A 26783-nucleotide genomic window follows, 5' to 3' on the forward strand; every position below is an offset into this window, starting at 1 on the left:
TGCAACCATTCGGGAGAGTTCACCATGTTTCGTTCACCTACCGTCCTGTCGTTCCGCCTGCCGCGACACATCTGGCTAGCGGCCATCGTCGTCACCCTGTTGCTGGCCGGTTGCGTGGCGCCGAAGCCCGGCGCCGACCTGCCGCCCTTCGGCGACAGCGTACGCCACACCAAGGCACTGCAGACCTACGAGCCCGGCGACGAGGTGCCGCCGCTGCACGGCGCCAAGGCGGCGGAGGCCATGCAGGGCTATCGCCAGCCGACGGGTGGCGGGCAGGCACCGACGAGTTCGCTGCCCTGAAATCGCGCCGGTTCCGACAACTTCGCTGACAAGCAGGTGATGCAATGCGTAAACGGCTCGAGATACTACTGGCGGGAAGGGCCCGGGAGGAGTTGCAGGCCCTGGAGTCGCTGCTGCGCAGCCAGGGAGATCTCCAGGTGAGTTCCCGGCTGATGGTCAATGGCAGCGTCGATCCCCTGGAGGGCGTCACGCCGATGCCCGATGCCCTGATATTGCTGGCCGGCGAACGCTGGGAAGCCGAGCTGACGACGCTGTGCGAGCGGCCGGCCGGCGAGCGCCCGCCATTGCTGGTGGTGGGGCCTCGGGGCAACGTGGAGCTGATCCGCCTGGCCATGCGCGCCGGCGCCCGGGACTTCTTCTCGCCGCCCATCGACGATGCCGAGATCCTGCAGTTCCTGAAGGAGCTCGCCCGGGACCGGCGGCAGGAGCCCGGCCGGGCGGCGCGCACCATCGCGGTGATCAACGCCAAGGGGGGCTCGGGGGCCAGCCTGGTGGCGGCCAACCTGGCACACCGCCTGGTGAAGCAGGGGCGCAGTACCGTGCTGGTGGACATGGACGTGCAGTTCGGCTCGCTGCCGCTCTACTTCAACCTGGTGCCGGACCACGGCCTGGTGAGGGCGCTGGAATCGGCCGACAGCCTCGATGCCCTGGCGCTGGAGGCCTACCTGCGGCGTCACGAGAGCGGCCTGGGGCTGCTCGCCTCCCAGCCGGGGGATCGCCTTAGCCTCGGCGAGGTACCCGAGGGCCGCGTCGAGCAGCTGCTGCAGGTGCTCGCCCAGGCCCACGACGAGGTGGTGGTCGACCTGCCGCGCTGGATCAACGGCGCCACCGCCTGCGTGCTGGAGCGCGCCGACCACATCCTGGTGGTGATGCAGCAGGGGGTGGCGCACCTGCACGATGCCCAGCGCCTGCGCGACATCCTCCTCCACGAGCTCGGCCTGCTGTCGTCGCGGGTCAGCGTGGTGGTCAATCGCTACGACAAGCGCAGCGACATCGACCTCGAGGCCATCGGCGATGCCCTGCCGGGCCTGGTGCTGCACACCCTGCCCAATGACTTCAAGCAGGCCTGCCACAGCATCAACGTGGGCAGTCCGCTGCGCGAGATCGCCCCCAGGTCGCCCCTGACCCGCCAGCTCAAGGCGCTGGCCGAGGCACTGGACGCGCCGCCGCCCGGCTCCGGCGCGCCCCGCAAGCGCTCGCTGCTGGGCTGGGCCCTGCCGGGACGGCATTGAGCGACGGACAGGGCAAGGCCTGGGTAATGGCTACCGGATATGGAACCAGGCGGACATAGAGCCAGGTGGAAATAGAACAAGGCAGATATAGCGAAAGGCGGACATCAAGGAGAATGGCGATGAACCTGCGTGAACGCATGACCTCTACCGGAGACGCCGAGCCTCGTTCGAGCTGGGGGGGGCGTGGGCCCGGCCGGCTCTCCCAGTCCGAACAGGAGTACAAGCAACGGCTGTTCCGCCAACTGGTCAAGGTGATGGACCTGACCCTGCTCAGCACCCTGGATGAGCGCGAGGCCCGGTCCCAGGTACAGCAGGTGTGCGAGTCGCTGATGAGCAAGGAGACGCTGCCGTTCAACGCCGCCTTGCGCCAGCGCATCGTCACCGAGCTGCAGGACGAGGTCCTGGGGCTCGGGCCGCTGGAGACGCTGCTGGCCGACAAGACGGTATCGGACATCCTGGTCAACGGCACCACGCCCATCTACGTGGAGCGCCGCGGCAAGCTGGAGCAGACCGAGCTGCGCTTCGACAGCGACGCCCACCTGATGACCATCATCGACCGCATCGTCTCCAGCGTCGGGCGGCGCATCGACGAATCCTCGCCGATGGTGGATGCGCGACTCAAGGACGGCTCGCGGGTCAACGCGGTGATTGCGCCGCTGGCCATCGACGGCCCCATGCTGTCGATCCGCCGCTTCGCGGTCGAGCGCCTGGGGGTGGAGAGCCTGGTCGAATACGGCAGCCTCTCGCCGGAGATCGCCCGGCTGATGGAGAAGGTGGTCAAGGCGCGGCTCAACGTGCTGGTCTCCGGCGGCACCGGCGCCGGCAAGACCACCCTGCTCAACGTGCTGTCGGGCTTCATCCCCCCCGATGAGCGCATCGTCACCATCGAGGACTCGGCGGAACTGCAGCTCCAGCAGCCCCACGTGGGGCGGCTGGAGACCCGCCCACCCAACATCGAGGGCAGGGGCGAGGTGAGCCAGCGCGACCTGGTGCGCAACAGCCTGCGCATGCGCCCCGACCGCATCGTGGTCGGCGAGGTGCGCGGCGGCGAGGCCTTCGACATGCTGCAGGCCATGAACACCGGCCACGACGGCTCGCTGACCACCATCCACGCCAACACCCCCCGCGACGCCCTGACGCGTATCGAGAACATGGTGGCCATGAGCGGCTACCAGCTGCCGGCCCAGGCGCTGCGCTCGCAGATCGCCTCGGCCATCGACGTGGTGGTGCAGATCGAGCGCCAGGAGGATGGCGTGCGTCGGCTGGTCAGCGTGCAGGAGGTCAACGGCCAGGAGGGCGAGATCATCACCATGTCGGAGATCTTTCGCTTCGAGCGCGAGGGCATGGATGCCGAGGGCAGGGTGGTCGGCCGTTACCTGGCCACCGGGGTGGTGCCCGGCTTCCATGACCACCTCAAGCGCCGCGGGCTCGACCCGGGCCTGGAGATCTTCCAGAACACCGGGGGGCAGCGGCCATGGAGCTGATCAGCCTGGACATCCAGCTCTCCGATCGGACGATCGTCATCGGCATGGTCTTCATCGCCGCCTTCCTGCTGGTGCAGAGCTTCCTGGTGCCCGCCTTCGGCGAGAACCGCCAGGCCCAGAAGCGCCTCAAGAAGCGCCTGCGGGCGATCTCCGCAGAGGCGGAGCGCAGCGAGATCTCCCTGGTGCGGCGCAAGTACCTGCGCGAGCTATCGCCCCTGGAGCGGGCCCTGGAAGCCCTGCCCGGGATGGAGCGGGTGGAGCAACTGGTCGAGCAGGCCGGCCGCGAGACGCCTGCCTATCGGGTGGTGCTGCTGGCGCTCTTCCTGGGTGGCGGCGCCGGTATGGCGGGGGTCCTGCTGCTGCCGCTGCCCCTGGCGATATTGCTGGGGCTGGGGGCGGGGGCCTTGCCCTTCCTGCGCCTGTCCCGTGCCCGCAGCCGTCGCCTGGCCCGCTTCGAGGAGCAACTGCCGGACGCCCTGATCGTCATGGCCCGGGCGCTGCGCGCCGGGCACCCCTTCAGCGATGCCATGCACCTGGTGGCCGAGGAGATGGCCGAGCCCATCGCCGGAGAGTTTCGCACCACCTTCATGGAGATCAACTACGGCGGCGACGTGCGAAACGCCATGCTCGGCCTGCTGCGACGGGTACAGAGCGTGACGGTGATGATCTTCGTCACCTCGGTGCTGATCCAGAAGGAGACCGGCGGCAACCTCGCCGAGCTGCTCGACGGCCTGGCCGCCGTGGTACGCGACCGCTTCCGCTTCCACCGCAAGGTGCGCACCCTGTCGGCCCAGGGGCGCATGGCGGCCTGGATCCTCTCGCTGCTGCCCTTCGTGCTGGCGGGCGTATTGACCCTGTTCTCGCCGAAGTTCCTGCCCATGCTGACCCAGGATCCGATCGGGCGGCAGATGGTGGTTGGGGCCTTCGTGATGATCGTCATCGGGATCCTGTGGATGCGCAAGATCGTGCGCATCGAGGTGTGAGGAGGGCGCGACATGGAAAGCGTGATGCAGTGGTTCGAGCCGTTGAGTGAACTGCTCGATGACCCCCAGGCGATACAGTTGGGCTTTGCCGCCATGCTGGGCCTGGCGATCTTCGCCCTGATGATAGCCGTGATGCTGGTGGTGATGGGCATCTCAGACCCGCTGCGCCGGCGCCTGCGCCACCTGGAGGCCAGTGCCGCCACGGGCACCGCCGGGGAGTCGGGGCTGGGCCAGTGGCTGGGCCCCATGGGCGAGCGCCTGGTGCCCACCGAGGAGGAGGCAAGGAGCCGCATCGCCCGGGACCTGCGCCGTGCCGGCAAGCGCTCGCCGGGGGCGGTCAACCTCTTCTTCGGGGTGCGGCTGCTGTTCACCGTGGTGCCGCCGCTGCTGCTGTTGATCCTGGTGGTCCCCTTCGTGCGCATCGCCCCGGCGATCAGCGTGATCCTGGTGGTGCTCAGCGCCGTCGCCGGCTACCTGCTGCCGCGCTTCTGGCTGGAGCGGACCATCAAGCGCCGCGGCCTGCTGCTGCGCCGCGGGCTGCCCGATGCCCTCGACCTGCTGGTGGTGTGCAGCGAGGCGGGGCTGGGCCTGGGGGCGGCCATCCAGCGGGTCGCCCGCGACCTGGAGGTGAGCCACCCGGAGCTGGCCGAGGAGCTGCACCTTTTCGGCCTGCAGACCCGGGCCGGCATGGACAACAAGGCCGCCCTGCGCGACCTGGAGGAGCGCACCGGGGTCGACGACATTCGCGGCCTGGTCACCACCCTGCTGCAGAGCATGCGCTTCGGCACCAGCATCGCCATGACCCTGCGCATCTATGCCGTGGAATTGCGCGACAAGCGCACCCAGGAGGCCGAGGAGAAGGCCGCCAAGGTCAGCACCAAGATGCTCTTCCCGCTGATCTTCTGTGTCTTTCCCAGTTTCTTCGTGGTGGCCCTGGGGCCGCCGATGTTGGGGGCCATGGCGGCCCTCGCCGGGCGCTGAGCCGGTATACCTCAATAACGACGATAACCAGTCTTCGGGGGAACCTGTCATGACAACCAAACATCATCTTCGCATCGCCTGTGTGGCGCTCGCCCTGGCCCTGAGTGGCTGCGCCAGCACCGCCCAGCAACAATCCGGCGCGGACCCCTATGCGTCACTGGGCAGCGGTGGCTCTTCGGTCGAGTACAGCACGGCCTTCCCGGTCGCCTCGCCGGAGGAGGCCTATCGCAACGGCAATGCCGCCCTGCGCGCCGGCGACCCGGACCGGGCGCTGTTCGAGTACCTGCGTGGGCTGCGCATGGAGAAGCGACCCAAGGCCGACCCGCTCTATAGCGTCGGCATCATCCACCATGGCCGCGGCAACCACGACTTGGCCGAGAAGGCCTATCGCTGGGCACTGGAGATCGATGCCAATCACCTGGGGGCGAGCACCGCCCTGGGGGTCGCCCTGCTCGAGCAGCGCGACTTCGAAGGGGCCCGGCAGCACCTCGAGCCGCTGGTCGCCCGGCGCCATGTGCCGTGGCAGGCGTACAACGCCCTGGGGGTGATCGCCGACATGAGCGGCGAGCATGGCCAGGCCCAGGGGCACTTCGAGAAGGCACTGGAGATCGCCCCCGGCACGCCGCGGGTGCTCAACAACCTGGGCTACTCGCGCTACCTGGCCGGCGACTGGCCGGGGGCGCGCCAGGCGCTGCGCCGTGCCGTGAATGCCAACCCCAACTATGAGCTGGCCTGGCGCAACCTGGGGCTGGTCTACGCCCGGGAAGGCGACCACGAGACGGCTATCGAGGCCGTGGCCCGCAACGGCGACCGCGCCAAGGCCTACAACGACATCGGCTATATCTCGATGCTCGAGGGGCGCTACCAGGATGCCATGGGCTTCTTCCACGAAGCCATGCGGTTGTCGCCGGCCTATTACCTCACCGCCAGCCAGAATGCCCGCAACCTCGACAGCCTGTTGCGGCGCAGTGGCGCCGACAGAATCGAAGAGTGAGGGCATGGGGCCCGTTCGCGGATAGCCAGGTAGGGGAGGAGTGAAACATGACAGGTCGGAAACGGCAGCGGGCATCGCTGCGCAGACAGCAGGGGAGCGAGACCGTCGAGTTCGCCATCTCGGCCACCCTGCTCTTCATCCTGCTGTTCGGCATCATCGAGTTCAGCGTCGCGCTGTTCGACAAGGCCACCCTGACCAATGCCAGCCGCGAAGGGGCGAGGACGGGGATCCTGTTCAAGCAATCACCTCGTGACCTTGTAGCCGAGGATGCCGCCATCGAACAGGCGATCCGTGACTATGCCGAGCAGTACCTGATATCCCTGGGGGGGCCGGCGGAAATGGACATCAGCATCACGCGCTCCGATCCCAACATGCTGCCCGGCAGCGATGTGGTCGTCACGGTCGACTACCCCTACCAGTTCCTGGTGCTGCCCGGCTTTATCGGCACCCTGGGCGGGATCCTGGAACTCTCTGCCACCACCACCATGCGAGCGGAATAGCCATGATGAAACTGCATAGATCTCGACGCTCCGGCTGGCGCCATGGCGCCCCCGGCCGGCAGGGCGGCGTCTCCATCGTGCTGATGGCCCTGGCGCTGTTCATGCTGCTGGCCTTCACCGCCCTCTCGGTCGACGGCGGCAACCTCTTCGTGGCGAAAAACGAGCTGCACAATGCCGCCGATGCCGGCTCCCTGGCCGGTGCCAGGATGCTCTATACGGCGGATGGCAGTTCGGTCAATCCCGGCGCCAACCAGATCGCCACCGATGCGGCCCAGGCCAACAACAGCCAGAACACTCCGTCGGAGGTGATCAGTGCGCTGCGTGGCCACTGGAGCTTCGCCAACCGCACCTTTACCCCCGACGACTCCCTGGAGCCGGTGAACCTGACGACCAAGACCACCGAAGAGCTGGATCAATATGATCCCTTCGACCCCTTCATCAATGCCGTGGAGGTGGTGACCGCCAGGGAGCAGACCCAGGTGGAGGCCTTCTTCGGCCGGGTGCTGGGCTTCGAGGGCTATGATGTCACCGCCCGCTCGGTGGCCTATATCGGCTTCGCCGGCACGCTGCGGCCCGAAGACGTGGATCAGCCGATCGCCTTGTGCCGGCAGGCGCTGGAGAATCCGGATGGCAACTACTCCTGCAATGTGGGTCGTTTTATCCCCGAGGGCGACCAGACCGGCGGCTGGACCAACTTCGAGCATGGCCAGAGCGGCGCCACCAACGCCAACGAACTCAGGAACCTGGTGTGTGGTGACGGCAACCCCAACGAGATGCACTACGGCGAGGATATCGCCACCAACAACGGCCAGGTGCAGTCGGCCTTCAGTGACCTCTACGACTGCTGGGTGGAGGCGACGGATCGGGAGGTCGTCTGGACCCTGACCCTGCCGGTGATCGACTGCGAGGATGGTGTCGCGCCCAGCAATCCCCTGGTCGGGGCGGTCACCGTGAATATCGTCTGGATGGTCAGCAATGCCCAGGAGAACAAGATCGATGAGTTTGCCCCTCAGCAGATGGGGCTGGGGCCCGACGCCGAGGACGTCGAATGGCCGGGTGACTGGGAGAACACCAGTACCGATGGTGAGGCGCGCTGGGACGACTTCGTCGATCACTTTTCGCTGCAGAACCAGAACGGCGGCCCGGCCGACTGGCGCAAGATGAGTATCTACTTCCTGCCGAGTTGCGACTATCACGAACCCAAGGGCCAGACGGGAGGGGAGAACTTCGGCATCCTGGCGCGAATACCCGTCCTGGTGGACTAGCCACCCGAGCCCCCTTGGCGCTGGCGACTGCCTTGCAGCCAGCGCCCTTTTTATTCTTCGTTTTATTCTTCGTGCCCGGTGATGTCCGGGTCCTGTGCTGAACTTCCACTGAGAGGTAACGTCAGGAAGGGCTCGATGGGCCCTGTGGGGTCAGATCCTGAGGAACCCCCAAAAGCCTTACTGTAAAATCAGCATGTTGAGAGCATTTTGGCGGCGGACTGCCAGCGCTGGGAGGCCCTAGGGGGTCAGACCCCGGCGGTGTCGAATTCGCTCGCCACGTGCACCAAGACAAGCCTGGCAACTTGGCTGGGGTCTGACCCCATAGGGGCGGGCCTCGGCGCCTTTATTCGGCGAACATGCCGCCATCATCGAGAAATTCGTGGGGACCCCGCAGGGGCGGCCTCGGCGCCTTTTTCGCCGAACATGCCGCCATCGTCGAGATATTCGCGGGCAGAACCAGGAGCCACCATTTACCGTGCCAGGCAGGGGGCGTGTTGCCGCATCATCGCCATATGATTGTCGAGACTCTCGATCTGGTGGTGGGGGCCATGGTCGGTGATGGGCTGAAGCTGGCCATACTGGACGGTCAGCGTCTGGCGATAGGCGGTCGGCGTCTGGCCGACGTGCTTCTGGAAGGTGCGTGTGAAGTAGGAGAGATCGCGAAAGCCGACGCTGAAGCAGACATCGGTGACCGATACCCTGGGGTTGGCCAGCAGGCGCTGCGCCTCGTTGATGCGGCGCCGTAGCAGGAACTCCTGGAAGGTGGTGCCGGTGAGCTTCCTGAACAGCCGGCTGAGCTGGAAGGCGCTGAGGCCGCAGCGCTCCGCCACGTCGGCCTGGGCGATCTTCTGGTGCAGGTGCTGCTCGATGAAGGTGATGGCGAGGTCGAGCCGCGCGTGCTGGTCGCCGGGCGCCGGGAAGCGGATGCGTGCCTCTGCGGGGATCTGGTTGCTCACCTCCGTGGCTTTCCGGGTACTGCCTGCGGTGCGCTCGGGCAGCCTCAGGTCGCGGAGGGTGTCCACGACCTCCATGAACCTGGCCAGGTCCACGGGTTGCACGAAGTAGTCCCACACACGGGTGCGGAAGGCCCAGACCGCCAGGCTTTCCGAATGAGCCTGGGTCACCATCAGCAGCGGAACCGAAGCGATACGCTGCTTGGCCTGACGCAGGTCCGCCAGCCCCTGGAGATCGGGGTAATCGAACTGGAAGCAGGCCGCAATGGGCGGCCGGTTCGTCATGATCGGGATCGGGTCCTGGCCTGCGTCGACGAGTCTGACGTCATACCCCCTTTGCACCAGGGCCTGATGGTAGTCCTTCTCGTGAGTTTCCTGAAGATCGCGAACCACAACTAACACGTAGTCATGAGCCTGCATGACGAAGGTCCCCCTTGTGCCCCTACCTGCCGTTACATCCGGTGCTCTTGTTATCACCAAGGCACCCGTTCTTATAACGTTATGTGCTGCGTGCGCTCTGTATACCCTGTTTTCGTCTCATTGTAGCTTTGTGTATCGAGTTGTGTGCTTTTATTTCTAAATGTCGAGGAGTAAATAACTGGGTCTCGAAGTATGAGATACCTCATGCTGATGGGGGAGACGCACCCGATATCATGCCTGGGGCAATGACCCCGAGATCGCCGTCGGGGCCGTCCGGTGGGCTCAGGCCAGCGACCGAGAACGCTTGCCACAGGCACCACACCATTCTGGTAGAATCGCCGGCCTTTGTGCCGATAGCGATGGTGATGCCCTATGCGCCCCCAACCCGATGTCGTGGTGATCGGTGCCGGTGCCGCCGGCCTGATGTGCGCGCTGACCGCCGGCTTTGCCGGGCGGCGCGTGCTGGTGCTGGATCACGCCAACAAGGCCGGCAAGAAGATCCTGATGTCCGGCGGCGGGCGCTGCAACTTCACCAACCTGGCCACCGGCCCCGCCAATTTCTTCTCCGCCAACCCCCATTTCTGCATCTCGGCGCTGAAGCGCTATCGTCCCGAGCACTTCGTCGAGCTGGTCGAGCGCCACGGCGTCGAGTACGTGGAGAAGGCACCGGGCCAGCTGTTCTGTGCCCACTCGGCCAAGGAGCTGCTCGGCGTGCTGCTCACCGAGTGCGACTGGGCCGGGGTGGATATCCGCCTCGAGACCGCGGTCGAGAACATCGAGAGGGTGGGGGAGGGCATGCGGCTCGAGACCTCGATCGGGCGTATCGACACCGGCGCCGTGGTGGTGGCCACCGGGGGCCTGTCGGTTCCCACCATGGGGGCCTCCGGCTTCGGCTACGATGTGGCCCGCCGATTCGGCCTCGCGGTCACCGAGACGCGCCCGGCCCTGGTGCCCTTCACCCTCACCTCGCACTGGAAGGAGAGGGCCTCCGCCCTGGCCGGCGTCTCATGCGAGGTGGGCGTACGGACCCTGCGCGACGGCGAACCGCGGGGGCACTATGCCGAGCCGATGCTGTTCACCCACCGCGGCCTCTCGGGGCCGGCCATGCTGCAGATCTCGAGCTTCTGGGAGCCCGGTGACGAGCTGGTCATCGACCTGCTGCCCGGCGTCGATGCCTTCGAGGCGCTGACGGCGGCGCGCCGCGACACCCCCAGGCGGCAGCTCTCCAGCTGGCTCGCCGAACGGTTTTCCAGGCGGCTGGCCCAGGCGCTCGTCGAGTGGCATGGCGGCGACGGCCTTCTCGCCGAACGCTCCAATGCCGAGCTTGCCGCCTGGGCCGCGCGCCTCGGCGACTGGCGTCTCAAGCCCGCCGGTACCGAGGGCTGGCGCACCGCCGAGGTGACCCTGGGCGGGGTCGATACCCGGGCGATCTCGTCGAAGACCTTCGCCGTCGACGGCCTGTCGCCGCTTCGCTTCATCGGCGAAGTGCTCGACGTCACCGGCGAACTCGGCGGCTACAACTTCCAGTGGGCCTGGGCTAGCGGTGTCGCCTGCGGCAATTCCCTCTAGGCTTTCCGAAAACTGCCTGCGCTCGTCGACTTTACGGACAACGCCTAGGCTCGGCTCGCGCTACAGCCACCTCCGCGCTCCGGGTCTATGCTGCTCTCAGGTAGGAGACAAGTTGAGAGGGCAGAGATGAGCATGATTTCCGTCCATCACGAGCCGGGGGTCGACGAGACCCCGTTCGCCGAGCGCGTCGTGGAGGAAGCGGTACGCCAGGCCGAGGTCCTCGGCTGGGAGGCGGTACGCCTGACCGAGGTGGCGGCCCGCCTCGAGGTGCCGGTGAGCCGCGTGCTGGCCGAGTACCGGGATCTCGATGCGGTAGCCAATGCCTGGTTCCGGCGTGGCTGGCTGGCGATGCTGGCCGAGAAGCCCGAGGGCTTTGCCCAGTGGCCGGAGCGGGCACGCCTGGAGCACTGCCTGCTGGCCTGGTTCGGGGCCTTCGCCGGCCACCGCCGGGTCACCGTGGAGATGCTGCGCACCAAGGCACACCCACCCCACCTGCATACCTGGGTGCCGATGGTCTTCGACCTCTCGCGCACCATCCAGTGGTTGCGCGAGGCGGCAGGCCTCGAGGCTCGCTACGGTACCCGCCGCGCCCAGCTCGAGGAGATGGCCCTGACGGCCCTGTTCATGGCCACCCTGGCGGTGTGGTCCCGCGATCACAGCGACAACCAGACCCGGACCCGGCACTTCCTCGAGAAACGGCTGAGCCGAGGCGATGGCTGGATGAAGTGGGTGCCGGGGGGCGGGCACGGCAGGGCAACGGCTGCCGCGACACTCTAGTTACCATCGCTCGCCGACTTTTCAGACAGTGCCTGGCGGCATGACCCGGGTGGTGGTTCAGAGGAAGCGGCCGCCGGACGCGATGGCCACGGTGACGAGCCCCAGGATCAGGTTGAGGCCGATCAGGCGACGGGAGTCAGTGCAGCAGGCGCCGCACGCGCTTGAACAGCAGGACCCCGGCCGCCAGGCGCCGGGCCACCCGCAGCACCGAGTTGGGATGGCGAGAGCCCTTCAGCAGCAGCATGCCACCCACCGTATAGAGCGGTACCTTGAAGCGCATCAGGGCGCGCCAGCCGTCGTCGATGGGGCGGCTGGCCTCGCGCCAGCGGCTGGCCTCGACCAGGATGTCGATGCGCTGCTGCTCGATGGTGGCTTCGAGATGCGCCTTGCGTTCGACACGGCCGGGGGCGGTATCGGTCGGTCGAACCGGGAGACGGGACCCGTGGGTGTCAGTCATGGCGGGAGCGCTCCACCAGCTCGCGATCGGTGGCCAGGTGCTTGAGCGTGCTCACGAGCAGGGTTCGGCGGCGGGCCAATTGGCGCACCCACAGCGCGAGCGCGGTACCGCTGCCGAGCAGTACCAGCGCACTGACGCCGATGGCGACCAGTCGGTGGCTGTCCCAGAACATCACCACCACCAGCAGCGTCAGCACGGCGAGACCGAGCAGCAGCAGCAGCAGGCTCAGCCCGGCGAGCAGCAGCAGGGTGACGAGCCGGGCGCGCTCCTCCTCGAGTTCCAGGACGGCGAGACGCAGCCGCGTCTCGCCGGTGGCCAGCAGGCTACCCAGCAGGCGCTTGCCGGCGGTGAACAGTCGCTGTGCCGGTCCCTGGCTCTCCGCCATCAGCGACGCCCGATCAGCATGCCGATGACGACTCCCATCGCGGCGCCGATGCCGATGCTGGTCCAGGGGTTGTCATGCACATAGCGATCGCAGGCATCGGCCTGGTGGGTGAGGGTGTCGCGGGTCTCACCGTACAACCGTTCGCCGCGGGCCTCGAGACGGTCGCGGGTATCCCTGAGGCGCTTCTCGGCACGTTCGCGCAGCTCCTTGATGTTGCTGCGGGAGTCGTCGGCGGTGGCGTTGACCAGCTCCTCGATGGTCTGGGTCAGGTGATGCAGGTCTTCCTTGAGCTGCTGGGCAGACTCATGAGTATGGGAGGTTCGGCTTGCCATCTGGGTCTTCCTCTGACGGTGAATGACAGGCTCAGCATAGCAGTCGACGGGGCGACTTCAATACATCCGGTCATGTTCGGCAGGTCGTCGCCACCGATTCACCTGCCAGTATCAGCGGCTCATGCCGCTGCCGGAGAACAGTGGGTTGAGGCTGAAGCCGATGCCGAGGCGATGAGAGCGCTCGTCGTAGTCGATCATGCTCTCGCCGAAGCCGTAGTAATACTGGACGTGGCCCCGGATGTTGCCGAACAGCGGCCAGGAGTAATCGAGCTGGGTACCCATGTGTCCGGCGCTGGGGTTGCCGCGCCACAGCAGGCTGAGCTCCTGGTCGCCGAAGCGGTGGGCGAGGGTCACATCGCCGTAGCCCATGTAGCGCTCGATATCGGGGTTGTCGTCGTCGCCGTCGGATTCCGGGACTCGCCAATGGGGCGCCAGGCTGAAGGCCCAGTCGCCGTTGATGAAGGTCGATTCCAGGATCACCCGGTTCCAACTGCGAGAGTGGGCATTGGAGCGACCGTTGGACTGGTGGTTGAAGGCCACCCGGTTGTTGATGTTGGTCCAGCCGAGCAGCGACCAGCGGTTGTCGAAGTCCAGATAGACCTCGGGTTCGTAGTTGGTCTCGCGGAAGGGCGAAGAGGAGTCGGCATTGTAGGCCTGCCACCAGCTGCGCTGGGTGTAGGCGAAGTAGAGGTCGCCGTTGTCAACGAACAGGTCCTCGACCAGGTTGAACTTGGCACTGAACTGGAACTTCACCTCGGCGCGATCCGGAGCGCTGCCGCCGCTGTCGAAGCCCTCGCTGTCGGGGTTGCGGTTGTAGCTCAGTGGCAGCAGGTAGTTGCGTCGGTGCGTGGTGATGGCGAAGGGGTTGAGTGAGGACTCCCGCTCGAGCTGGCGACGCTCCTCCACCACTTCGAGGTCGTGTTCGATCTCGGCGGCGAGCCGCGCTTCCGGGGCGGATGCCTCGTCCCGGGCCTGCCGCTCATCCTCGGCCAGTTGCTGGCTCAGCGACTCGAGTTCGTTGTTCAGGGCGTCGATGCGCGATTCGATGGCAGTCCGCTCGTCGACGGTGAGACGTGCTTCCTCGGCCAGGGCTAGAGTGGCTGACCCCAGCAGCAGAGGCAGGGCGAGCAGCGAAGCTGAACGAGGAGGAATCATGACGTCGTCGACCGTGTATGACATGTGACCGTCGTTCTACCATGCCGGGGGGGCAAGTCAACCGTGGCGATGCGGCGACGTTGCTGTATCCACCTGGCGACGGCATTGCCTTGCCGCGCCGGGAGGTCGAGAATTGCCCCCAGCGGCCGGCTCGGCCAGGATTCTGCCCAAGGGAGTCAGTGATCAGGATGCGACGTGAACGAGGCTCCCGGGGGTGGGAGCATATCAGGCGGGCCATGGCCGGCTGGGTGATCCTGCTGCTGCTGGGCCTGGTGCTCGAGGTACACGCCAACGAGGCGCTGCCGGAACGAGCCGAGGTGGAAGAGCGGCTCGCGGCGTTGCAGCCCGAGGAGGGCGAGACGCCCAGCGATGCCGACCAGCGCCGCACCGAGATGCTCGAGGCGGTCCTGGAGGGGCTGGAACAGCTGGCCGAGACGGAGGAACGACTGCAGGCCCTGGAGGAGCGGGTGGAGCAGGCGCCGGCCGAGCTGCTGCGCCTGCAGCGTGAGCTGCTGGAGGAGGAGGAGGCAGCTGCATCCCTTTCCGCCACCGACCTGGACGATGAGCCCCTGGATGAACTCGAGTATCGCCAGCAGGAGGCGGTGTTCGATCTGCAACAACTGCAGGATCGCCTCGCCGAGGTCAATTCCCAGCTGCTCTCCGCCCAGACCCTGCCCGAGCGGGCCCAGCAGGCCATCGCCGAGGCGATGCAGGCCGTCGAGGAGTCCCGCCGCTCGCTGGACGAGCTGGAGGCAAGGGGGCTGGCCGAGGATGATCCCAGGCTCTGGCAGCAGCAGGTCGAGCGGCAGCTGGCGGAGCAGACCCTGCGGCTGCACCAGCGTTCACTGGGCACCAACACCCGACTGCGCGAGATCGCCCAGCAGCGCCGCGACCTCTTGTCGCAGCAGATCACCCGCCAGGAGACCGAGCTGTCGTTGCTGCAGAGCGTCATCGAGCGCCAGCGCCGGCTCGCTTCGGAGCAGGCGATCGCCGATGCCGCGCGGGACGATCCGCTGCTCGAGGCCGGGCATCCGGTGCTGGAGCGGGCCCAGCAGATCAACCAGGACCTGAGTCTGGAGCTGCTGCGCGCCAACGACCGTAACAACAGCCTGGTGCGTGACAGCCTGGCGGTCCGCAGCCAGCTCGATCATGTGCGCCAGTTGCAGCGTAGCCTCAACGAGCAGATCGAGGCGATCCGGGGCAGCCTGCTGCTGTCGCGGATCCTGCGCGAGCAGCGTCGTTCGCTGCCCCAGGTGGATGCCCGCCGCGACCTCCAGGACGAGATCGCCGACCTGCGCCTGCGCCAGTTCGACCTGGTTCGCCAGCGCGATGCCTTGCGCCAGAGTGAGCGATTGGCCAATCAGCGCCTGGAGGAGGCGGGCGTCGAGGTCAGCCCCGCCCTGGTCGAGTCATTGCAGGGCCTCTATCAGTCGCGCCGCGAACTGGTCGATCAGCTCGAGCAGACCTACGGCAACCTCTTGAGTGCGGCCATCGAGCTGCAACTCAACCAGCAGCAGCTGCTTGAGACCTCCCGGGAGTTGCGCACCACCATCGACGAGCAGCTGTTCTGGATCGCCAACACACGGCCGCTGGATCTGTCATGGCTACGCCAGCTGCCGTCGCACCTGCTCACCGAGTGGGCGGAGGGTGAATGGCGCGAGGTGCTGCCGGTGCACTGGCGCATGCCCGGCCCGGAGGCCCTGCTCGGCGTGCCCTTGCTGCTGGCGGTGGCCGTGTTGCTGTGGTGTCGCCGGCGCATCAAGGCCCGGCTCGCCGTGCTGCACGAGCAGATCGGACGGTTGCGCAGCGACAGCCAGGGGCACACGCCGCAGGCGGTGGCGCTCAACGCCCTGCTGGCACTTCCCGGCCCACTGGCACTGGCCGGTGCAGGGGTGGCCCTGGTGGCGGGTGGCCACGGTATCGCCGTGGGCCTCGGCCAGGCCTTCTGGCACCTCTCGCTGGCCTGGGGCGTGATCGCCTGGTCGCGACGCCTGCTGGTGAGGGACGGCGTGGCCACCAAGCACTTCTACTGGCCGGCAGGCTACGTCGCCCGGTTGCGCTGGCTGCTGCTGTGGTTGGGGGTGGCGCTGGTGCCGGTGCTGCTGATCTCGACCCTGGCACGGGACGGCGATATCAGCCTGACGCTGCGCCCCCTGGCACTGGGGCTGCTGCTCGGCGGCCTGGTGGCCATGAGCGTGCTGGCGGCGCGGCTGATCCTGGCCCATGCGCCCTTCTTCGGGGTCAAGCTGTTCCGCTTGATCCTCGGCCTGGCCATGGCCGCGGTCCCGTTGGTCTTCATCGGCCTGATCGTCGCCGGCTACGAGTACACGGCGCTGAGCCTGGTGGGACGCTTCGTGATCACCCTCTACCTGCTGGGTTTGTGGATACTGGTCGAGGCCACCGTGGTGCGAGGGTTGGCGGTGGCGGCGCGTCGTCTCGCCTTCCGGCGTGCGCTGATGCGGCGCCGTGCCCAGGTGCAGGAGGGGGCCGAGGGCGGCCTCGAGGTGGTGGAGGAGCCGCCACTGGACATGGAGCAGATCAACCAGCAGTCGTTGCGACTGTCCAAGCTGATCCTGCTGATCGGTTTCGTGTTGCTGCTCTACCTGGTGTGGTCGGACCTGCTGACGGTGCTGGGTTACCTGGACGAGGTGGCGATCTGGGAGACCACCGACGGCGAGGGGGCCGACCTGGTCGCCAGCACGCTCTCGGTGGCCGACATCTTCACCGCGCTGCTGATCTTCGCCCTGACCCTGATGATGGCCCGCAACCTGCCGGGGCTGCTCGAGGTGATGGTGCTGTCGCGGTTGGTACTCAAGCAGGGCAGTGCCTATGCCATCACCTCGCTGCTCTCCTACGCCATCATCGGCACCGGCCTGGTGATGTCCCTGGCCACCCTGGGCGTGGCCTGGAGCCAATTGCAATGGCTGGTGGCGGCGCTGGGTGTGGGGCTGGGCTTCGGTCTCCAGGAGATCTTCGCCAACTTCGTCTCGGGGTTGATCATCCTCTTCGAGCGACCGGTGCGGATCGGCGACACCATCACCCTGGGCAACCTCACCGGCACGGTGAGCAAGATTCGGATCCGGGCCACCACGGTCACCGACTTCGACCGCAAGGAGATCATCATCCCCAACAAGACCTTCGTCACCGACCAGCTGATCAACTGGTCGCTGTCGGATACGGTCACCCGGGTGGTGCTCACCTACGGGATCGCCTACGGCTCGGACCATCGCCTGGTGCATCGCCTGCTGCGACAGGCCGCCGACGAGAACCCGCGGGTGCTGGCCGACCCCGAGCCCCAGGTGTTCTTCATGGATTACGGCGAGAGCACCCTCAATTTCGAGCTGCGTATCTTCGTCAACACCCTCGGCGACCGGCTCTATGCCACCGACGAGATCAACTGCCGGGTGGGCGAGCTGTTCGCCGAGCACGAGGTCGACATCGCCTTCAACCAGCTCGATGTGTGGCTGCATCGTGCCGATGGGGCGGTGAAGAAGGTGCAGACCTCCTCGCCCGGCCAGGTGACCGATCCGGCCTTCCCGCCGCCCGGGGCCAGGGGCGACCCGGGTGATTTCGACGACGGGGACGCCGATGGCGGGCGCTGAGGTGCGTGAGCGTCGCCGTCAGTCCGCGGCTCCCCGCCGAACGGCGTGGAGCAGGAACTCCCGGTTGCCGTCGCCGCCAAGCAGCGGGCTCTCCTGCCAGTGCAGGATGTGGAACCCCTGCTCGAAGCAGCAGCGGCGGATCGCCGCTTCCACTTCGCCATAGCGGGCCGGATCGCTGACGATGCCGCGAGCATTGACGCCGCCTGGCCCCACCTCGAACTGCGGCTTGACCAGGCTGAGCAGCTCGCCGTCCCGGGCGAGCAGGGCGGCGAGCTCGGGCAGGATCAGCGTCTGGGAGATGAAGGAGACGTCCAACACCGCGAGCTCCGGCGCCTCGCCCCCCTGAGCGGCCAGTGCCTCGTGTAGCCGGGCATCGCCGGCCATGGCGCGAGCATTCAGTCCCTCCAGACAGGTCACTCGGGGGTCGCCGCGCAGTTCGGGGTCGAGCTGGTCGTGGCCCACCTCCACGCCGATCACGTGACGGGCCCCGAAGCGCAGGGCGCAGTCGGTGAAGCCCCCGGTGGACTGGCCCACGTCCAGCATCAGCTTGCCCGTCAGGTCGAGCCCCAGGGCCTCGATCAGCGCCTCCAGCTTGAGTCCGGCCCGCGACACGTAGCGCTCCTCCGGGTCCTCCTCGACCCGCAATCGCACATCGTCGGGCAGCTTCTCGCCGGGCTTGGTCAGCACGCGGCCATCGCCGATCAGGCTGACGCGGCCATGACGGATCAGTCGCTGGGCGCGGGTGCGGGAACGGGCCAGGCCCTGGGTGACGAGCAGTTGGTCGAGGCGCGGCATGGTCTCTCCGGCGGCGAGCGTGAAGGCGGGGCAGGGTCGGGGCATAGTATGGCATACTGGCTTTATTAGCCGGGTAACGAAAAGGAGCGAGCTTGGAGCGAGCGACGGGATTGGCCCTGGCCAGGTCACTGGCGATCGGTGCCGTCGGTGGACTGATCTTCCAACTGGTCGGGCTGCCGCTGGCCTGGATGCTGGGCCCCCTGGTGGCCAACCTGCTCGTCTCCGCTCGCGGCGTCGATGTGCGGGTGCCGGAGCGGCTGCGCGAGGCCTTCCTCGGGGTGCTGGGGTTGGTGCTGGGCAGCCAGGTGACCCCCGAGCTCGCGGCACGGGTACTGGAGTGGCCGCTGTCGATGGCCCTGTTGCTCGTGGGGGTGGCGGCGTCCACCGCGGCGGCGGCGGCCTGGTATCGGCGCTGCGGGTTCGACTCGGTCAGCGCCTGGTTCGCCTCGGCCCCGGGAGCGATGACGGCGATGATCCTGATGGGCGAGAAGTGCGGCGGTGAGCCGCGGCGGATCGCCATCGCCCAGTCCCTGCGGGTGGTGCTGGTGGTGCTGATCCTGCCACCGCTGTTCTGGGCCTATGAGGGCGCAGCCGCAAACGGCGAGGCGGCGGTGCGGACGTTGCGGGATCCGTGGCTGTTGCTGGCGTTGCCGGCGTTGATTCCCCTGGGGCACTCGCTCAAGCTGCCGAGTCCGACCCTGCTGGCACCGCTGGTCTTCACGGCGCTGCTCTCGGGATTCGATATCGCCAGCCTGCAGCTGCCCGACTGGGGCATGAACCTGATGCTGTGGGTATTGGGCAGTGCCATCGGCTCGCGCTTTCGGGGCCTCTCTTCGGCGCGCCTGGGACGCTACCTGTTCGAGGCCTTCGTCGCCACCCTGGTGGCGCTGGCGGTGCTGGCGCTGTTCGCCGAGCTGATCCACCACCTGGTGGGGGTGCCGCGGGACGTGGCCCTGCTGGCGCTGGCCCCGGGCGGTATCGGCGAGATGGCGATCCTGGCCGTGGCGTTGGACCTCGACCCGGTATTCGTCGCCTTCCACCACCTGCTGCGGATGGTGGCACTGATGCTCTTCGCGCCCTTCTGGGCGCGATTCCTGCAGCGCCGCCCGTGATCAGTTCCCGTTGGGTTCCTGGCCGGCATCGGCCTGCAGGCCCATGGGCGGGATCCGGTCGGCCCCCCAACTGCGGTGGACGTAGCCGGTGACCCGGTCGAGTTCCTCCTGGGTGATCTGGGCCAGCTCGCCGCGCTCCAGCGGATCGTAGTGGAAGATGTAGAGGCGCGAGGCGAACTGCTCGAAGGGCAGCGACGACTCGCCGAACCGCTCCCCCTTGCCGGCGGTGCTCACCTTGATGCCGTCGCCCCAGTCCTGGCCGCTGTCGTTGTTGGGGTTGAAGAAGTAGGCCCGCATGACGTCGTTCGGATCCAGCGAGACTCGCAGCACCGTGATGGCGTGCCAGCCGATGAAGCGGGCGGCGCTGTCGGTCACGGCGATGCCCGCCGGTTGCGGGTGGATCAGCGGCTGGTTGCCGTTGTAGTAGGGGTGGTAGCTGGCATAGAAGTGACGCAGGAAGGTGTCCAGGTCCTGCAGCTGCCCGGTGGCCACGTCGACATTGATGCGAAAGCCCCGGCCCGACCACCAGCCGTGGAATTCCGGGTTCACCCAGCGGTGGGGGTCGCCCTCGCGACCGATGCAGCGCCGCCCCATCTCGGCATAGATGCGGTCCAGATGCGGCACCACGATCAGCGACACCGGGTCCAGGTCCATGGGCAGGGTCTGGGCCACGCCGGAGAGGCTCGCCATGGAGGAGAGCGGCATGCCCTCGAAGTGCATGATGATCTCGTCGTCGCGGGCCGCCCAGGCCACCATCTGCAGCAGGTAGTCGGGGTCGTTGTAGGCCCACATCGAGAGCGCCCTGGCCGACTGGCAGGTGGGGTTGTTGCCCTGGCCGACGCCCAGCGGCTGCCCGAGCATGCACAGCACGCCTTCCAGCAGCCGCGCCCGCGGCGAGATGGCGTCGCCGAAGGTCAGGTTCAAGCGCTGTTGGGACCATTCCGAGAGGGAGAGCCCCAGTTGGCGCCACATGGCCGGGGCCACCGGTGGCTGGTAGAGGATGCCGCGCTCGAGCATCAGCGCCAGGCCGTAGGCCGCCTGGGGGGTGGCCGGATGGACCCCGCCGCGGATCAGGGCGTGGACCAGCTCGCGGTAGCAGAGCAGGCAGTCGCGGCCGGTGGAGGAGAGCCCCAGCGCCTCGGCGAGCAGATGGTCGCCATGGTCGAGCAGGTGGCGCAGCAGCACCGGATGGTAGGCAGACACCAGGCCGGTATCGTGCATGGCGCGGGCGAAACCGGTGGCCTCGCCCTGCAGGGCGGCGCTGTCCATGCTCGAGAGCCGTCCGCGGTAGACGTCCACCCCCGGATCCTCGCGACACGCCTGGGTGGGGCCGAACAGCGAGCTCACCAGGCGGTCGGCGCCCTGGCCGCTGGTGCCCAGGTCGATCGCCGGGTTGGCCTGGCAGATGGCGATCTGGGTGACCATCTGCTTGACCGGTTCGACCTGGATCGGACGCTGCTGCAGGATCCGCCAGATCTCCTCGATCAGCTTGTCGATGATGTGCTCGTAGCCGATGCGCTCGGCCAGATGGTGAAACAGATGGCGCGGGATCTGCGCCAGTCGCCCCTGGGTCTCGCGCTCGGCTTCGCTGGGCGCTCCGAACAGCAGCCAGAGATTGAGCGCCATCACCTGGGTCAGGTAGTGGTGGGCCTGTTCCGCCGAGACCAGGGGGTGCAGGTACTCACCCTTGGCCACGGCCAGCAGCCGCAGTTCGCTCAGGGCCTCGATCACCACGGTGTGGGGATCGGCGCTCTTCAGCGCATGGGTGGTGAGCGAAGGCACCAGGTACTGCGGGGTCTCCCAGTCGGAACCGAGGAAGACCCCGGCCTCCTCCAGTGCTCTGGCACGCGCCTCCACGGCGGCGGCGCCACCCTCCTGGAGCAGCACGCGACGCGCGGTATCCAGCACCCGGGGCAGCTTCCCTGGCTTGGCGAAGTCGAGTGAATCGGTGAGCAGGGTGATCGCTGCATCGAGTTTCGCCAGCAGGCCGGCGAGCTTGTCGTCGCCTGCCGGCTCGCTTGTGTCTTGCGTAGGTCGGTGCGTCGTCACGCCGACTCCTTGTCGTCAGGCTGTCATCATCCCCATGACGCCTCGATCAGACATAGAAATCAAGCTCTTCCATATGCTTGAGCAGTTCCTTCATGCGCGCCGCCTCGTCGCCCTTGAAGTAGATCAGCCCCCAGTGGGTGCCGAAGGCGGTGCGCTTGGTGACGGTCTCCTCGAGGGGCGGCGTCAGCTCGTGGGACTCGAAGTAGGGGTCGTCCTCGACCTCCTCGGGTATCTCCAGCTTGCTGACCACCCGGCGGCGGGGGTAGACGCCGAAGCAGCCGGCGTAGCCGTCGGCATCGACCACTTCCTTCGGGAAGTAGGCGCTGACCTCTTCCGGGGTGGTCTTGGGATCGAACACCAGCATGCTGGCCTGGTAGGCGTTGAAGCCGTAGACCCGCTCGAGCAGTTCGAAGACCTTGAACCCCGGCGGACGGTAGGCGACCTCGCCGAAGTACATCTCGCCGTCGCTGGTGACGAAGTACTCGGGGTGGATCAGGCCGAACTCGATGTCGAAGGCCTTGATCAGCTTCTCGATCTGGGCGGTGATCTGCGGGCGATACTTCTCGAGTTCCGGCGAGGCGGGCACGAACACCGAGTAGCCCAGGGTCACGTATTCCGAGATGTTGAGGAAGGCGATCTTGCCGTTGTGGATCCAGGCTTCCACGGCAAATTCCCAGCCGTCCAGGTGCGATTCCATCAGCACCGGGAACTCCTCGTCGGGAATGGTATCGACCTCGTCCGGGGTACGGATCACCCGGTGGCCCAGGCAGCCGGCCTTGTCGAAGGCCTTGAGGTGGATGGGATCGTTGGGGTCGCCGTCGAGCTTGAGCAGGGTCTGGTTGACCCGCTTGAGGAAGCGGATGACGTCTGCCTTGTCGTGGGCCTCCTCGAAGATGCCCACCCGGATGCCGCCCAACTGGGCGCGGCGCTTCATCAGCGCCTTGTCACGCAGCAGCAGCGACTGGCCGTAGAGCCGCGGGCTGTCGAGCAGCAGCGAGTTGATGGCACCGGCCCACTCCACGGTTTCCTCGAACAACGGGATGGCCACGTCGACGCCCATCTCCTTGAGCGTCTCGGCGATCTCCAGGGAGCGGTCGTTGAGGCGCTCGAAATTCCAGGAAACGTGGGGAATGTCGTGCTTCTGGCAGTACTCCTCGGCCCAGTCCGGGGCGACCACCACATAGCGTCTGTCGAAGTTCTCGGCGGCTTCGATGGCATTCAGGCTCCAGCCCAGCAGGGCGATGTAGCCCTTGTTCGGATCCTTCTTCATGGGGCGCCTCCAGATGTCGACAATGAATGATTCCTCCCTGACGGGGAGCGACTGGGACAGGGAGGGAATACCCCTCACCATACACCAGGGGACGAGGGGTGACATCCTCACGCCACCCCGCGGGCGGCTGCCCCTTGCCGCCATGGCGGGCCGCTGTTATAGTGCCCGCGCACTCGACAAGCCCTTGATGCCGCGTCGAGTTTGATGCCCCGAGCCAGGCTCGGTACGCATCCGCTGTGGTGGCCCCGTCGGTCCTCTCGCAACGCTAAACCGCAAACCCCGCCAGGCCCGGAAGGGAGCAACGGTAGTGGTGGCCGCGTGTGCCGGGATGTGGCTGTCGGGGCCGCCTCCATTTCGGGCCTCGGCTCCTCCCCTTCGTTCCTTCTTCCCCCTCTGCGTCACGCTCTGCTGTTGTCCGATTCCCTCTGTGCTGTGCAGCGGCTGATGAATGGTGCATCGGTGGCGAGCGCACCGGCGTTCATCACTTCATCCGAAGTCATCGGGGGCAGGAGGCTGTCGCCGGAGTATGGCGACGACTGAGAAAGAATCCCCCCCTTCGGCGCAGGGCATTCATCCAGGGAAGCCGATACACTGTAACCAGGGGGGGTCGTGACAGTCGTGGGGCGATCCCATCGGCCGGGGAGTACGCGAGGAGATGGGAGGCGGGACGAGGCGGGCGCAGCGACGCATCGTGACACTGGCCATGATGGGGATCCTGGCCACGGGCGCCCTGGTGGGGGCGAGCACCGCCGTGCCGCTCTTTCACGTCACCCGCGACAGGCTGGAAACCACCACGCTGGCCAGCGTCCAGGCCCAGGCGGATGCCGTGGACCATCGGCTGCGCCACTTCGAGGATCTGGCTCGACAGTTGGCCGGCGACGACGAGATCCGTCGGCGTCTGGTGTCCCATGCCGACGGCGGACTCAGTCGCTCCTCGCTGGTCGCCTACAGTGCCCCACGGCTGCGCGATGCCATGGCCCAGTCCGAGGAGATCATCGGCCTGGTGCGTCTGGATTCGGCAGGCGAGGCGCTGCTGACCCTTGGGCGCACGCCGCCGGGGCAGCAGCAAGCACTGCGTGACGACGGGAAGGCGAGTTCGACAGCTCGGCTGGTGCCGGTGGATGAGGCGCCGGCGCTGGAAGTGACGGCGCCGATCCTCGCCGACAGCGGGGCGCCCATCGGCACCGATCTGCTCTATTTTCGGCTGGATGACCTGACCGCGCTGCTGGCCGACGACGACCGGTTCGGTGCCGCGGCACACCAGTACCTGGTGGCGCCGGATGGCGGGGTTCTGTTGACCGGCGGGGAGGGGGGCGAGCCCTTGGCCAGGGCGCCGGACGAGGTGGAAGGGCCCCGTGTGCAGGCCCTGGGCGAGGGGTGGTCCGGCCTTCACCGGACCGGCATGGGGAGTCATGAGCAGGTGCTGATCGGTGTGCCGACGGTGACGCCCGGCTGGGGGATGCTGGTGAAACTGCCGGCCGGCAGTTTCTACGCCGAGGTCTTTCGCGTGCTGGCCTGGCCGCTGCTGGTGACCCTGGCCATGATGCTGCTGGGGGCGCTGGTCACCGCCCGGGCGCTCAGGCCGCTGCTGTCGCGTATCGACGAGCAGGCCCGGCGCCTCGAGGAGTCGGCCCATTACGATGCCCTGACCCGTCTGCCCAATCGCTACCATCTCGGCCAGCGCCTCGAGGCGGCGCTGGAGGCCGCGATGTCGGCGCGGTCTCGGCTCGCCGTGCTGTTCCTCGACCTGGACCATTTCAAGGGCGTCAACGACAGCCTCGGCCACCCGCTGGGCGATCGCCTGCTGCGGGCGGTGGGCCGGCGGTTGTCGCTGGCTCTGCGCGGCAGGGGGCAGTTGGGACGGCTGGGCGGCGACGAGTTCCTGGTGGTGATCGAGCACCTGTCGCGCCCCGAGGCTGCCGAAGAGGTGGCGTGCCAGTTGATCGACGCGCTGGCGGAGCCCTTTCGCGTCGGGGGTCACGAGATCTTCCTCGGGGCGTCCATCGGCATCAGCCTGTTTCCCGAGGACGGTACGACCAGCGAGGCGCTGATCCGCAACGCCGATACCGCCATGTACCGGGCCAAGGCCCTCAAGCGCAACACCTGGCAGCGCTACACCGCGGCGCTGGGGGAGGAGAGCCGCGAGCGTTTCGACCTCGAGGTGGGGTTGCGCCGGGCGCTCGAGCGGGGCGAGCTGCAGCTCTACTTCCAGCCGCAGGCCTTTGTCGACGGAGGCCGGGTATTCGGCGCCGAGGCGTTGATTCGCTGGGTCTCGCCGGAGGGCGAGACGATCATGCCGGAGCGCTTCATCCCGTTGGCCGAGGAGTCGGGACTGAGCCATGCCCTGGGGCGCTGGGTACTCGGCGAGGCGTGCCGTCGTGCGCGACAGTGGGAGTTGCGCGGGCTGGACCTGCAGGTGGCCGTCAACCTCTCCGGTGCCCAGGTGGTCCACGGCGATGTCGTCGGCGACGTGCACCGAGTGTTGCAGGAGAGCGGCCTGTCACCGGAGCGGCTGGAGCTCGAGATCACCGAGGGGTTCCTGATCAGCCACACCGACGAGGGCATCGGCGTACTCCACGAACTGCGTGGGCTGGGCGTGATGCTGGCGGTGGACGACTTCGGTACCGGCTACTCGTCGCTGGCCTATCTCAAGCGGTTGCCCGTGCAGCGGCTGAAGATCGACCAGTCCTTCGTGCGTGACGTGCCCGGCGACGTGGACGACGAGATCATCCTGGCCGCCATCCTGTCGATGGCCGGGCGGCTCGGGCTCGAGGTGGTCGCCGAGGGGGTCGAGCTCCCGGTGCAGCTCGACTTCCTGGCGGGCCTGGGTTGCGAGCGCTACCAGGGGTTCCTGTTGAGCCGGCCGGTACCCGCCGACGTGTTCGATCGTCGCTGGGGCGGCGGAGCCGAGCTTTGCGCCCCCGTCCCCAGCCGGTAGAATGGGAGCTTCGATGTCCACGATCGGCGTGGCCTGCGGGATTCGCGGGCGGCGTCGATCCCGAGTCCGGCTGCCAGCCAGCCCAGCTGCAAGGATCCCGCGCTGCATGAGCTATCAGGTTCTGGCCCGCAAGTGGCGGCCGCGTACCTTCCATGAACTGGTCGGCCAGGAGCATGTCCAGCGGGCGCTGGTCAATGCCCTGGACCAGGGACGCCTGCACCACGCCTACCTGTTCACCGGCACCCGTGGGGTGGGCAAGACCACCCTCGCGCGCATCCTCGCCAAGTGCCTCAACTGCACGGCGCAGGGGCATGGCGACGAGGGCATCACCTCGACGCCCTGTGGCGTGTGTGACAGCTGCCGGGCCATCGACGAGGGGCGCTTCGTCGACCTGATCGAGGTCGACGCCGCCTCGCGCACCAAGGTGGAGGATACCCGCGAGCTGCTCGACAACGTGCAGTACGCGCCGACCCAGGGGCGCTACAAGGTGTACCTCATCGACGAGGTGCACATGCTCTCCACCCATAGCTTCAACGCGCTGCTCAAGACCCTGGAAGAGCCGCCGCCCCACGTGAAGTTCCTGCTCGCCACCACCGACCCGCAGAAGTTGCCGGTCACGGTGCTGTCGCGCTGCCTGCAGTTCACCCTCAAGAACATGGCGCCGGAGCGCATCGTCGAGCACCTCACCCGCGTCCTCGAGGCCGAGTCGGTGCCCTGCGACGAGAGCGCCCTGTGGCTGCTGGGCAAGGCCGCCGATGGCTCGATGCGCGATGCCCTCAGCCTCACCGACCAGGCCATCGCCTTCGGCCAGGGGCAGGTGCGCCACGCCGACGTGGCGGCCATGCTGGGTACCCTGGATCACCGTCATGTGCTGGCCCTGCTCGAGGCCCTGGCCGAGGTGGACGCGGCGCGCGTGCTCGCCGAGGTCGCGGCCCTGGCCGAGCAGGGCCCCGACTTCGCCGCGGTGCTCGACGACGTCACCGGGGTGCTGCACCGCCTGGCCATCGCCCAGATGGTGCCGGAGGCGCTGGACAACGGCCATGGTGACCGCGAGGCACTGCTGCAGCTCGCCGCCCGCTTCACCGCCGAGGACGTACAGCTCTACTACCAGATCGGCATCCAGGGACGCGGCGACATGGAGCACGCCCCCGATCTGCGCATGGCGCTGGAGATGACCCTGCTGCGCATGCTGGCCTTCCGTCCCCAGGGCGTGCCCCGGCCGGCGAAGAC

The 26783-nt window shown here is 67.5% G+C and carries 22 protein-coding genes and 1 other RNA gene; 15 read left to right on the forward strand and 8 right to left on the reverse strand.

Translation table 11 applies throughout. The features are described from left to right. Window positions 1-24: 24 nt before the first annotated feature. From C1H66_RS07585 to C1H66_RS07620, 8 genes are all read left to right on the forward strand, one after another. Window positions 25-300: a hypothetical protein gene (locus C1H66_RS07585; RefSeq protein ID WP_102627294.1), complete on the forward strand. Its 276-nt coding sequence runs from the start codon at window positions 25-27 to the stop codon at window positions 298-300. A gap of 44 nt (window positions 301-344) precedes the next feature. Continuing rightward, a complete protein-coding gene (locus C1H66_RS07590; RefSeq protein WP_102627295.1) occupies window positions 345-1532 on the forward strand; it encodes a CpaE/TadZ family protein in 1188 nt (395 codons plus the stop codon). Window positions 1533-1651: 119 nt separating this feature from the next. Then, a complete protein-coding gene (locus C1H66_RS07595) occupies window positions 1652-3016 on the forward strand; it encodes a TadA family conjugal transfer-associated ATPase (protein WP_102627296.1) in 1365 nt (454 codons plus the stop codon). Beyond that, complete coding sequence (locus tag C1H66_RS07600; protein WP_102627297.1) at window positions 3007-3999, forward strand: type II secretion system F family protein; 993 nt, start codon at window positions 3007-3009, stop codon at window positions 3997-3999. Before C1H66_RS07595 ends, C1H66_RS07600 begins: the two co-directional genes overlap by 10 nt. Window positions 4000-4011: 12 nt before the next feature. Beyond that, window positions 4012-4980 (forward strand): type II secretion system F family protein, encoded by a 969-nt coding sequence (locus C1H66_RS07605; RefSeq protein WP_102627298.1) that lies wholly within the window; start codon window positions 4012-4014, stop codon window positions 4978-4980. Window positions 4981-5029: 49 nt separating this feature from the next. Next, on the forward strand, window positions 5030-5974 hold the full coding sequence (locus C1H66_RS07610) for a tetratricopeptide repeat protein (RefSeq protein ID WP_102627299.1): 945 nt from the start codon (window positions 5030-5032) through the stop codon (window positions 5972-5974). A gap of 47 nt (window positions 5975-6021) precedes the next feature. After that, the gene (locus C1H66_RS07615; protein ID WP_102627300.1) at window positions 6022-6474 is read left to right on the forward strand and encodes a TadE/TadG family type IV pilus assembly protein; all 453 of its coding nucleotides are present in this window, start codon (window positions 6022-6024) and stop codon (window positions 6472-6474) included. 2 nt (window positions 6475-6476) lie between these two features. Next, window positions 6477-7739, forward strand: coding sequence for a pilus assembly protein TadG-related protein (locus C1H66_RS07620; protein ID WP_240618245.1), 1263 nt, complete (start codon window positions 6477-6479; stop codon window positions 7737-7739). Window positions 7740-8209: 470 nt separating this feature from the next. On the opposite strand, the gene C1H66_RS07625 is transcribed toward C1H66_RS07620, so the two are convergent. After that, window positions 8210-8977 (reverse strand): helix-turn-helix transcriptional regulator, encoded by a 768-nt coding sequence (locus tag C1H66_RS07625; protein ID WP_170064115.1) that lies wholly within the window; start codon window positions 8975-8977, stop codon window positions 8210-8212. A gap of 507 nt (window positions 8978-9484) precedes the next feature. Between C1H66_RS07625 and C1H66_RS07630 the strand changes: the two genes are divergently transcribed. Beyond that, window positions 9485-10681, forward strand: coding sequence for a BaiN/RdsA family NAD(P)/FAD-dependent oxidoreductase (locus C1H66_RS07630; RefSeq protein WP_102627302.1), 1197 nt, complete (start codon window positions 9485-9487; stop codon window positions 10679-10681). 126 nt (window positions 10682-10807) lie between these two features. Further along, on the forward strand, window positions 10808-11458 hold the full coding sequence (locus C1H66_RS23400; protein ID WP_102627303.1) for a TetR family transcriptional regulator: 651 nt from the start codon (window positions 10808-10810) through the stop codon (window positions 11456-11458). A 136-nt stretch (window positions 11459-11594) separates the two neighbouring features. Here the strand turns inward: C1H66_RS23400 and C1H66_RS07640 are convergent, their stop codons facing one another. The 4 genes from C1H66_RS07640 to C1H66_RS07655 form a co-directional block, all read right to left on the reverse strand. Continuing rightward, the gene (locus C1H66_RS07640; protein ID WP_102627304.1) at window positions 11595-11915 is read right to left on the reverse strand and encodes a YqjK-like family protein; all 321 of its coding nucleotides are present in this window, start codon (window positions 11913-11915) and stop codon (window positions 11595-11597) included. Continuing rightward, window positions 11908-12300 carry a phage holin family protein gene (locus C1H66_RS07645; RefSeq protein WP_102627305.1) on the reverse strand — a complete coding sequence of 131 codons (393 nt, stop codon included), beginning with the start codon at window positions 12298-12300 and terminating at the stop codon, window positions 11908-11910. Before C1H66_RS07645 ends, C1H66_RS07640 begins: the two co-directional genes overlap by 8 nt. Next, window positions 12300-12632 carry an ElaB/YgaM/YqjD family protein gene (locus C1H66_RS07650; protein WP_102627306.1) on the reverse strand — a complete coding sequence of 111 codons (333 nt, stop codon included), beginning with the start codon at window positions 12630-12632 and terminating at the stop codon, window positions 12300-12302. The genes C1H66_RS07645 and C1H66_RS07650 overlap by 1 nt, the downstream gene beginning before the upstream one ends. A 111-nt stretch (window positions 12633-12743) precedes the next feature. Continuing rightward, window positions 12744-13811 carry a phospholipase A gene (locus C1H66_RS07655; protein ID WP_240618246.1) on the reverse strand — a complete coding sequence of 356 codons (1068 nt, stop codon included), beginning with the start codon at window positions 13809-13811 and terminating at the stop codon, window positions 12744-12746. A 164-nt stretch (window positions 13812-13975) separates the two neighbouring features. Here C1H66_RS07655 and mscK point away from each other — a divergent pair, with 164 nt between their 5' ends. Continuing rightward, a complete protein-coding gene (gene mscK, locus C1H66_RS07660) occupies window positions 13976-17389 on the forward strand; it encodes a mechanosensitive channel MscK (protein ID WP_102627307.1) in 3414 nt (1137 codons plus the stop codon). Between the two features lie 18 nt (window positions 17390-17407). Here mscK and C1H66_RS07665 read toward each other — a convergent pair whose 3' ends face one another. Beyond that, window positions 17408-18184, reverse strand: coding sequence for a TlyA family RNA methyltransferase (locus C1H66_RS07665; RefSeq protein ID WP_102627308.1), 777 nt, complete (start codon window positions 18182-18184; stop codon window positions 17408-17410). A 92-nt stretch (window positions 18185-18276) separates the two neighbouring features. Between C1H66_RS07665 and C1H66_RS07670 the strand changes: the two genes are divergently transcribed. Further along, window positions 18277-19296: an AbrB family transcriptional regulator gene (locus C1H66_RS07670; RefSeq protein WP_102627309.1), complete on the forward strand. Its 1020-nt coding sequence runs from the start codon at window positions 18277-18279 to the stop codon at window positions 19294-19296. Here the strand turns inward: C1H66_RS07670 and C1H66_RS07675 are convergent, their stop codons facing one another. Together C1H66_RS07675 and C1H66_RS07680 are read right to left on the reverse strand one after the other, a co-directional pair. After that, the gene (locus tag C1H66_RS07675) at window positions 19297-21345 is read right to left on the reverse strand and encodes a hypothetical protein (protein ID WP_102627310.1); all 2049 of its coding nucleotides are present in this window, start codon (window positions 21343-21345) and stop codon (window positions 19297-19299) included. Between the two features lie 46 nt (window positions 21346-21391). Next, window positions 21392-22615 (reverse strand): ATP-grasp domain-containing protein, encoded by a 1224-nt coding sequence (locus tag C1H66_RS07680; protein ID WP_102627311.1) that lies wholly within the window; start codon window positions 22613-22615, stop codon window positions 21392-21394. 246 nt (window positions 22616-22861) lie between these two features. On the opposite strand from C1H66_RS07680, the gene ffs reads away from it, so the two are divergent. From ffs to dnaX, 3 genes are all read left to right on the forward strand, one after another. Continuing rightward, window positions 22862-22958: signal recognition particle sRNA small type (gene ffs / locus C1H66_RS07685), an RNA gene on the forward strand. A 360-nt stretch (window positions 22959-23318) separates the two neighbouring features. Beyond that, window positions 23319-25553 (forward strand): putative bifunctional diguanylate cyclase/phosphodiesterase, encoded by a 2235-nt coding sequence (locus C1H66_RS07690; protein WP_205738640.1) that lies wholly within the window; start codon window positions 23319-23321, stop codon window positions 25551-25553. Window positions 25554-25659: 106 nt separating this feature from the next. Beyond that, window positions 25660-26783, forward strand: a 1124-nt coding sequence (gene dnaX / locus C1H66_RS07695) for a DNA polymerase III subunit gamma/tau (protein WP_146010697.1), incomplete at its 3' end; no start/stop codon positions are given.

The sequence above is a fragment of the Halomonas heilongjiangensis genome, assembly GCF_002879645.1.
GTDB lineage: Bacteria > Pseudomonadota > Gammaproteobacteria > Pseudomonadales > Halomonadaceae > Halomonas > Halomonas heilongjiangensis.

Excerpts from the sequence above, each read along its gene's own strand:
- mscK (WP_102627307.1), top strand. The coding sequence starts at position 13,976 with ATGCGACGTGAACGAGGCTCCCGGGGGTGGGAGCATATCAGGCGGGCC.
- C1H66_RS07650 (WP_102627306.1), bottom strand. The coding sequence starts at position 12,632 with ATGGCAAGCCGAACCTCCCATACTCATGAGTCTGCCCAGCAGCTCAAG.
- C1H66_RS07610 (WP_102627299.1), top strand. The coding sequence starts at position 5,030 with ATGACAACCAAACATCATCTTCGCATCGCCTGTGTGGCGCTCGCCCTG.
- C1H66_RS07600 (WP_102627297.1), top strand. The coding sequence starts at position 3,007 with ATGGAGCTGATCAGCCTGGACATCCAGCTCTCCGATCGGACGATCGTC.
- C1H66_RS23400 (WP_102627303.1), top strand. The coding sequence starts at position 10,808 with ATGAGCATGATTTCCGTCCATCACGAGCCGGGGGTCGACGAGACCCCG.
- C1H66_RS07645 (WP_102627305.1), bottom strand. The coding sequence starts at position 12,300 with ATGGCGGAGAGCCAGGGACCGGCACAGCGACTGTTCACCGCCGGCAAG.
- C1H66_RS07690 (WP_205738640.1), top strand. The coding sequence starts at position 23,319 with ATGATGGGGATCCTGGCCACGGGCGCCCTGGTGGGGGCGAGCACCGCC.
- C1H66_RS07615 (WP_102627300.1), top strand. The coding sequence starts at position 6,022 with ATGACAGGTCGGAAACGGCAGCGGGCATCGCTGCGCAGACAGCAGGGG.
- C1H66_RS07585 (WP_102627294.1), top strand. The coding sequence starts at position 25 with ATGTTTCGTTCACCTACCGTCCTGTCGTTCCGCCTGCCGCGACACATC.
- C1H66_RS07625 (WP_170064115.1), bottom strand. The coding sequence starts at position 8,977 with ATGACGAACCGGCCGCCCATTGCGGCCTGCTTCCAGTTCGATTACCCC.
- C1H66_RS07620 (WP_240618245.1), top strand. The coding sequence starts at position 6,477 with ATGATGAAACTGCATAGATCTCGACGCTCCGGCTGGCGCCATGGCGCC.
- C1H66_RS07655 (WP_240618246.1), bottom strand. The coding sequence starts at position 13,811 with ATGTCATACACGGTCGACGACGTCATGATTCCTCCTCGTTCAGCTTCG.
- C1H66_RS07590 (WP_102627295.1), top strand. The coding sequence starts at position 345 with ATGCGTAAACGGCTCGAGATACTACTGGCGGGAAGGGCCCGGGAGGAG.
- C1H66_RS07665 (WP_102627308.1), bottom strand. The coding sequence starts at position 18,184 with ATGCCGCGCCTCGACCAACTGCTCGTCACCCAGGGCCTGGCCCGTTCC.
- C1H66_RS07595 (WP_102627296.1), top strand. The coding sequence starts at position 1,652 with ATGAACCTGCGTGAACGCATGACCTCTACCGGAGACGCCGAGCCTCGT.
- C1H66_RS07630 (WP_102627302.1), top strand. The coding sequence starts at position 9,485 with ATGCGCCCCCAACCCGATGTCGTGGTGATCGGTGCCGGTGCCGCCGGC.
- C1H66_RS07640 (WP_102627304.1), bottom strand. The coding sequence starts at position 11,915 with ATGACTGACACCCACGGGTCCCGTCTCCCGGTTCGACCGACCGATACC.
- C1H66_RS07605 (WP_102627298.1), top strand. The coding sequence starts at position 4,012 with ATGGAAAGCGTGATGCAGTGGTTCGAGCCGTTGAGTGAACTGCTCGAT.
- C1H66_RS07680 (WP_102627311.1), bottom strand. The coding sequence starts at position 22,615 with ATGAAGAAGGATCCGAACAAGGGCTACATCGCCCTGCTGGGCTGGAGC.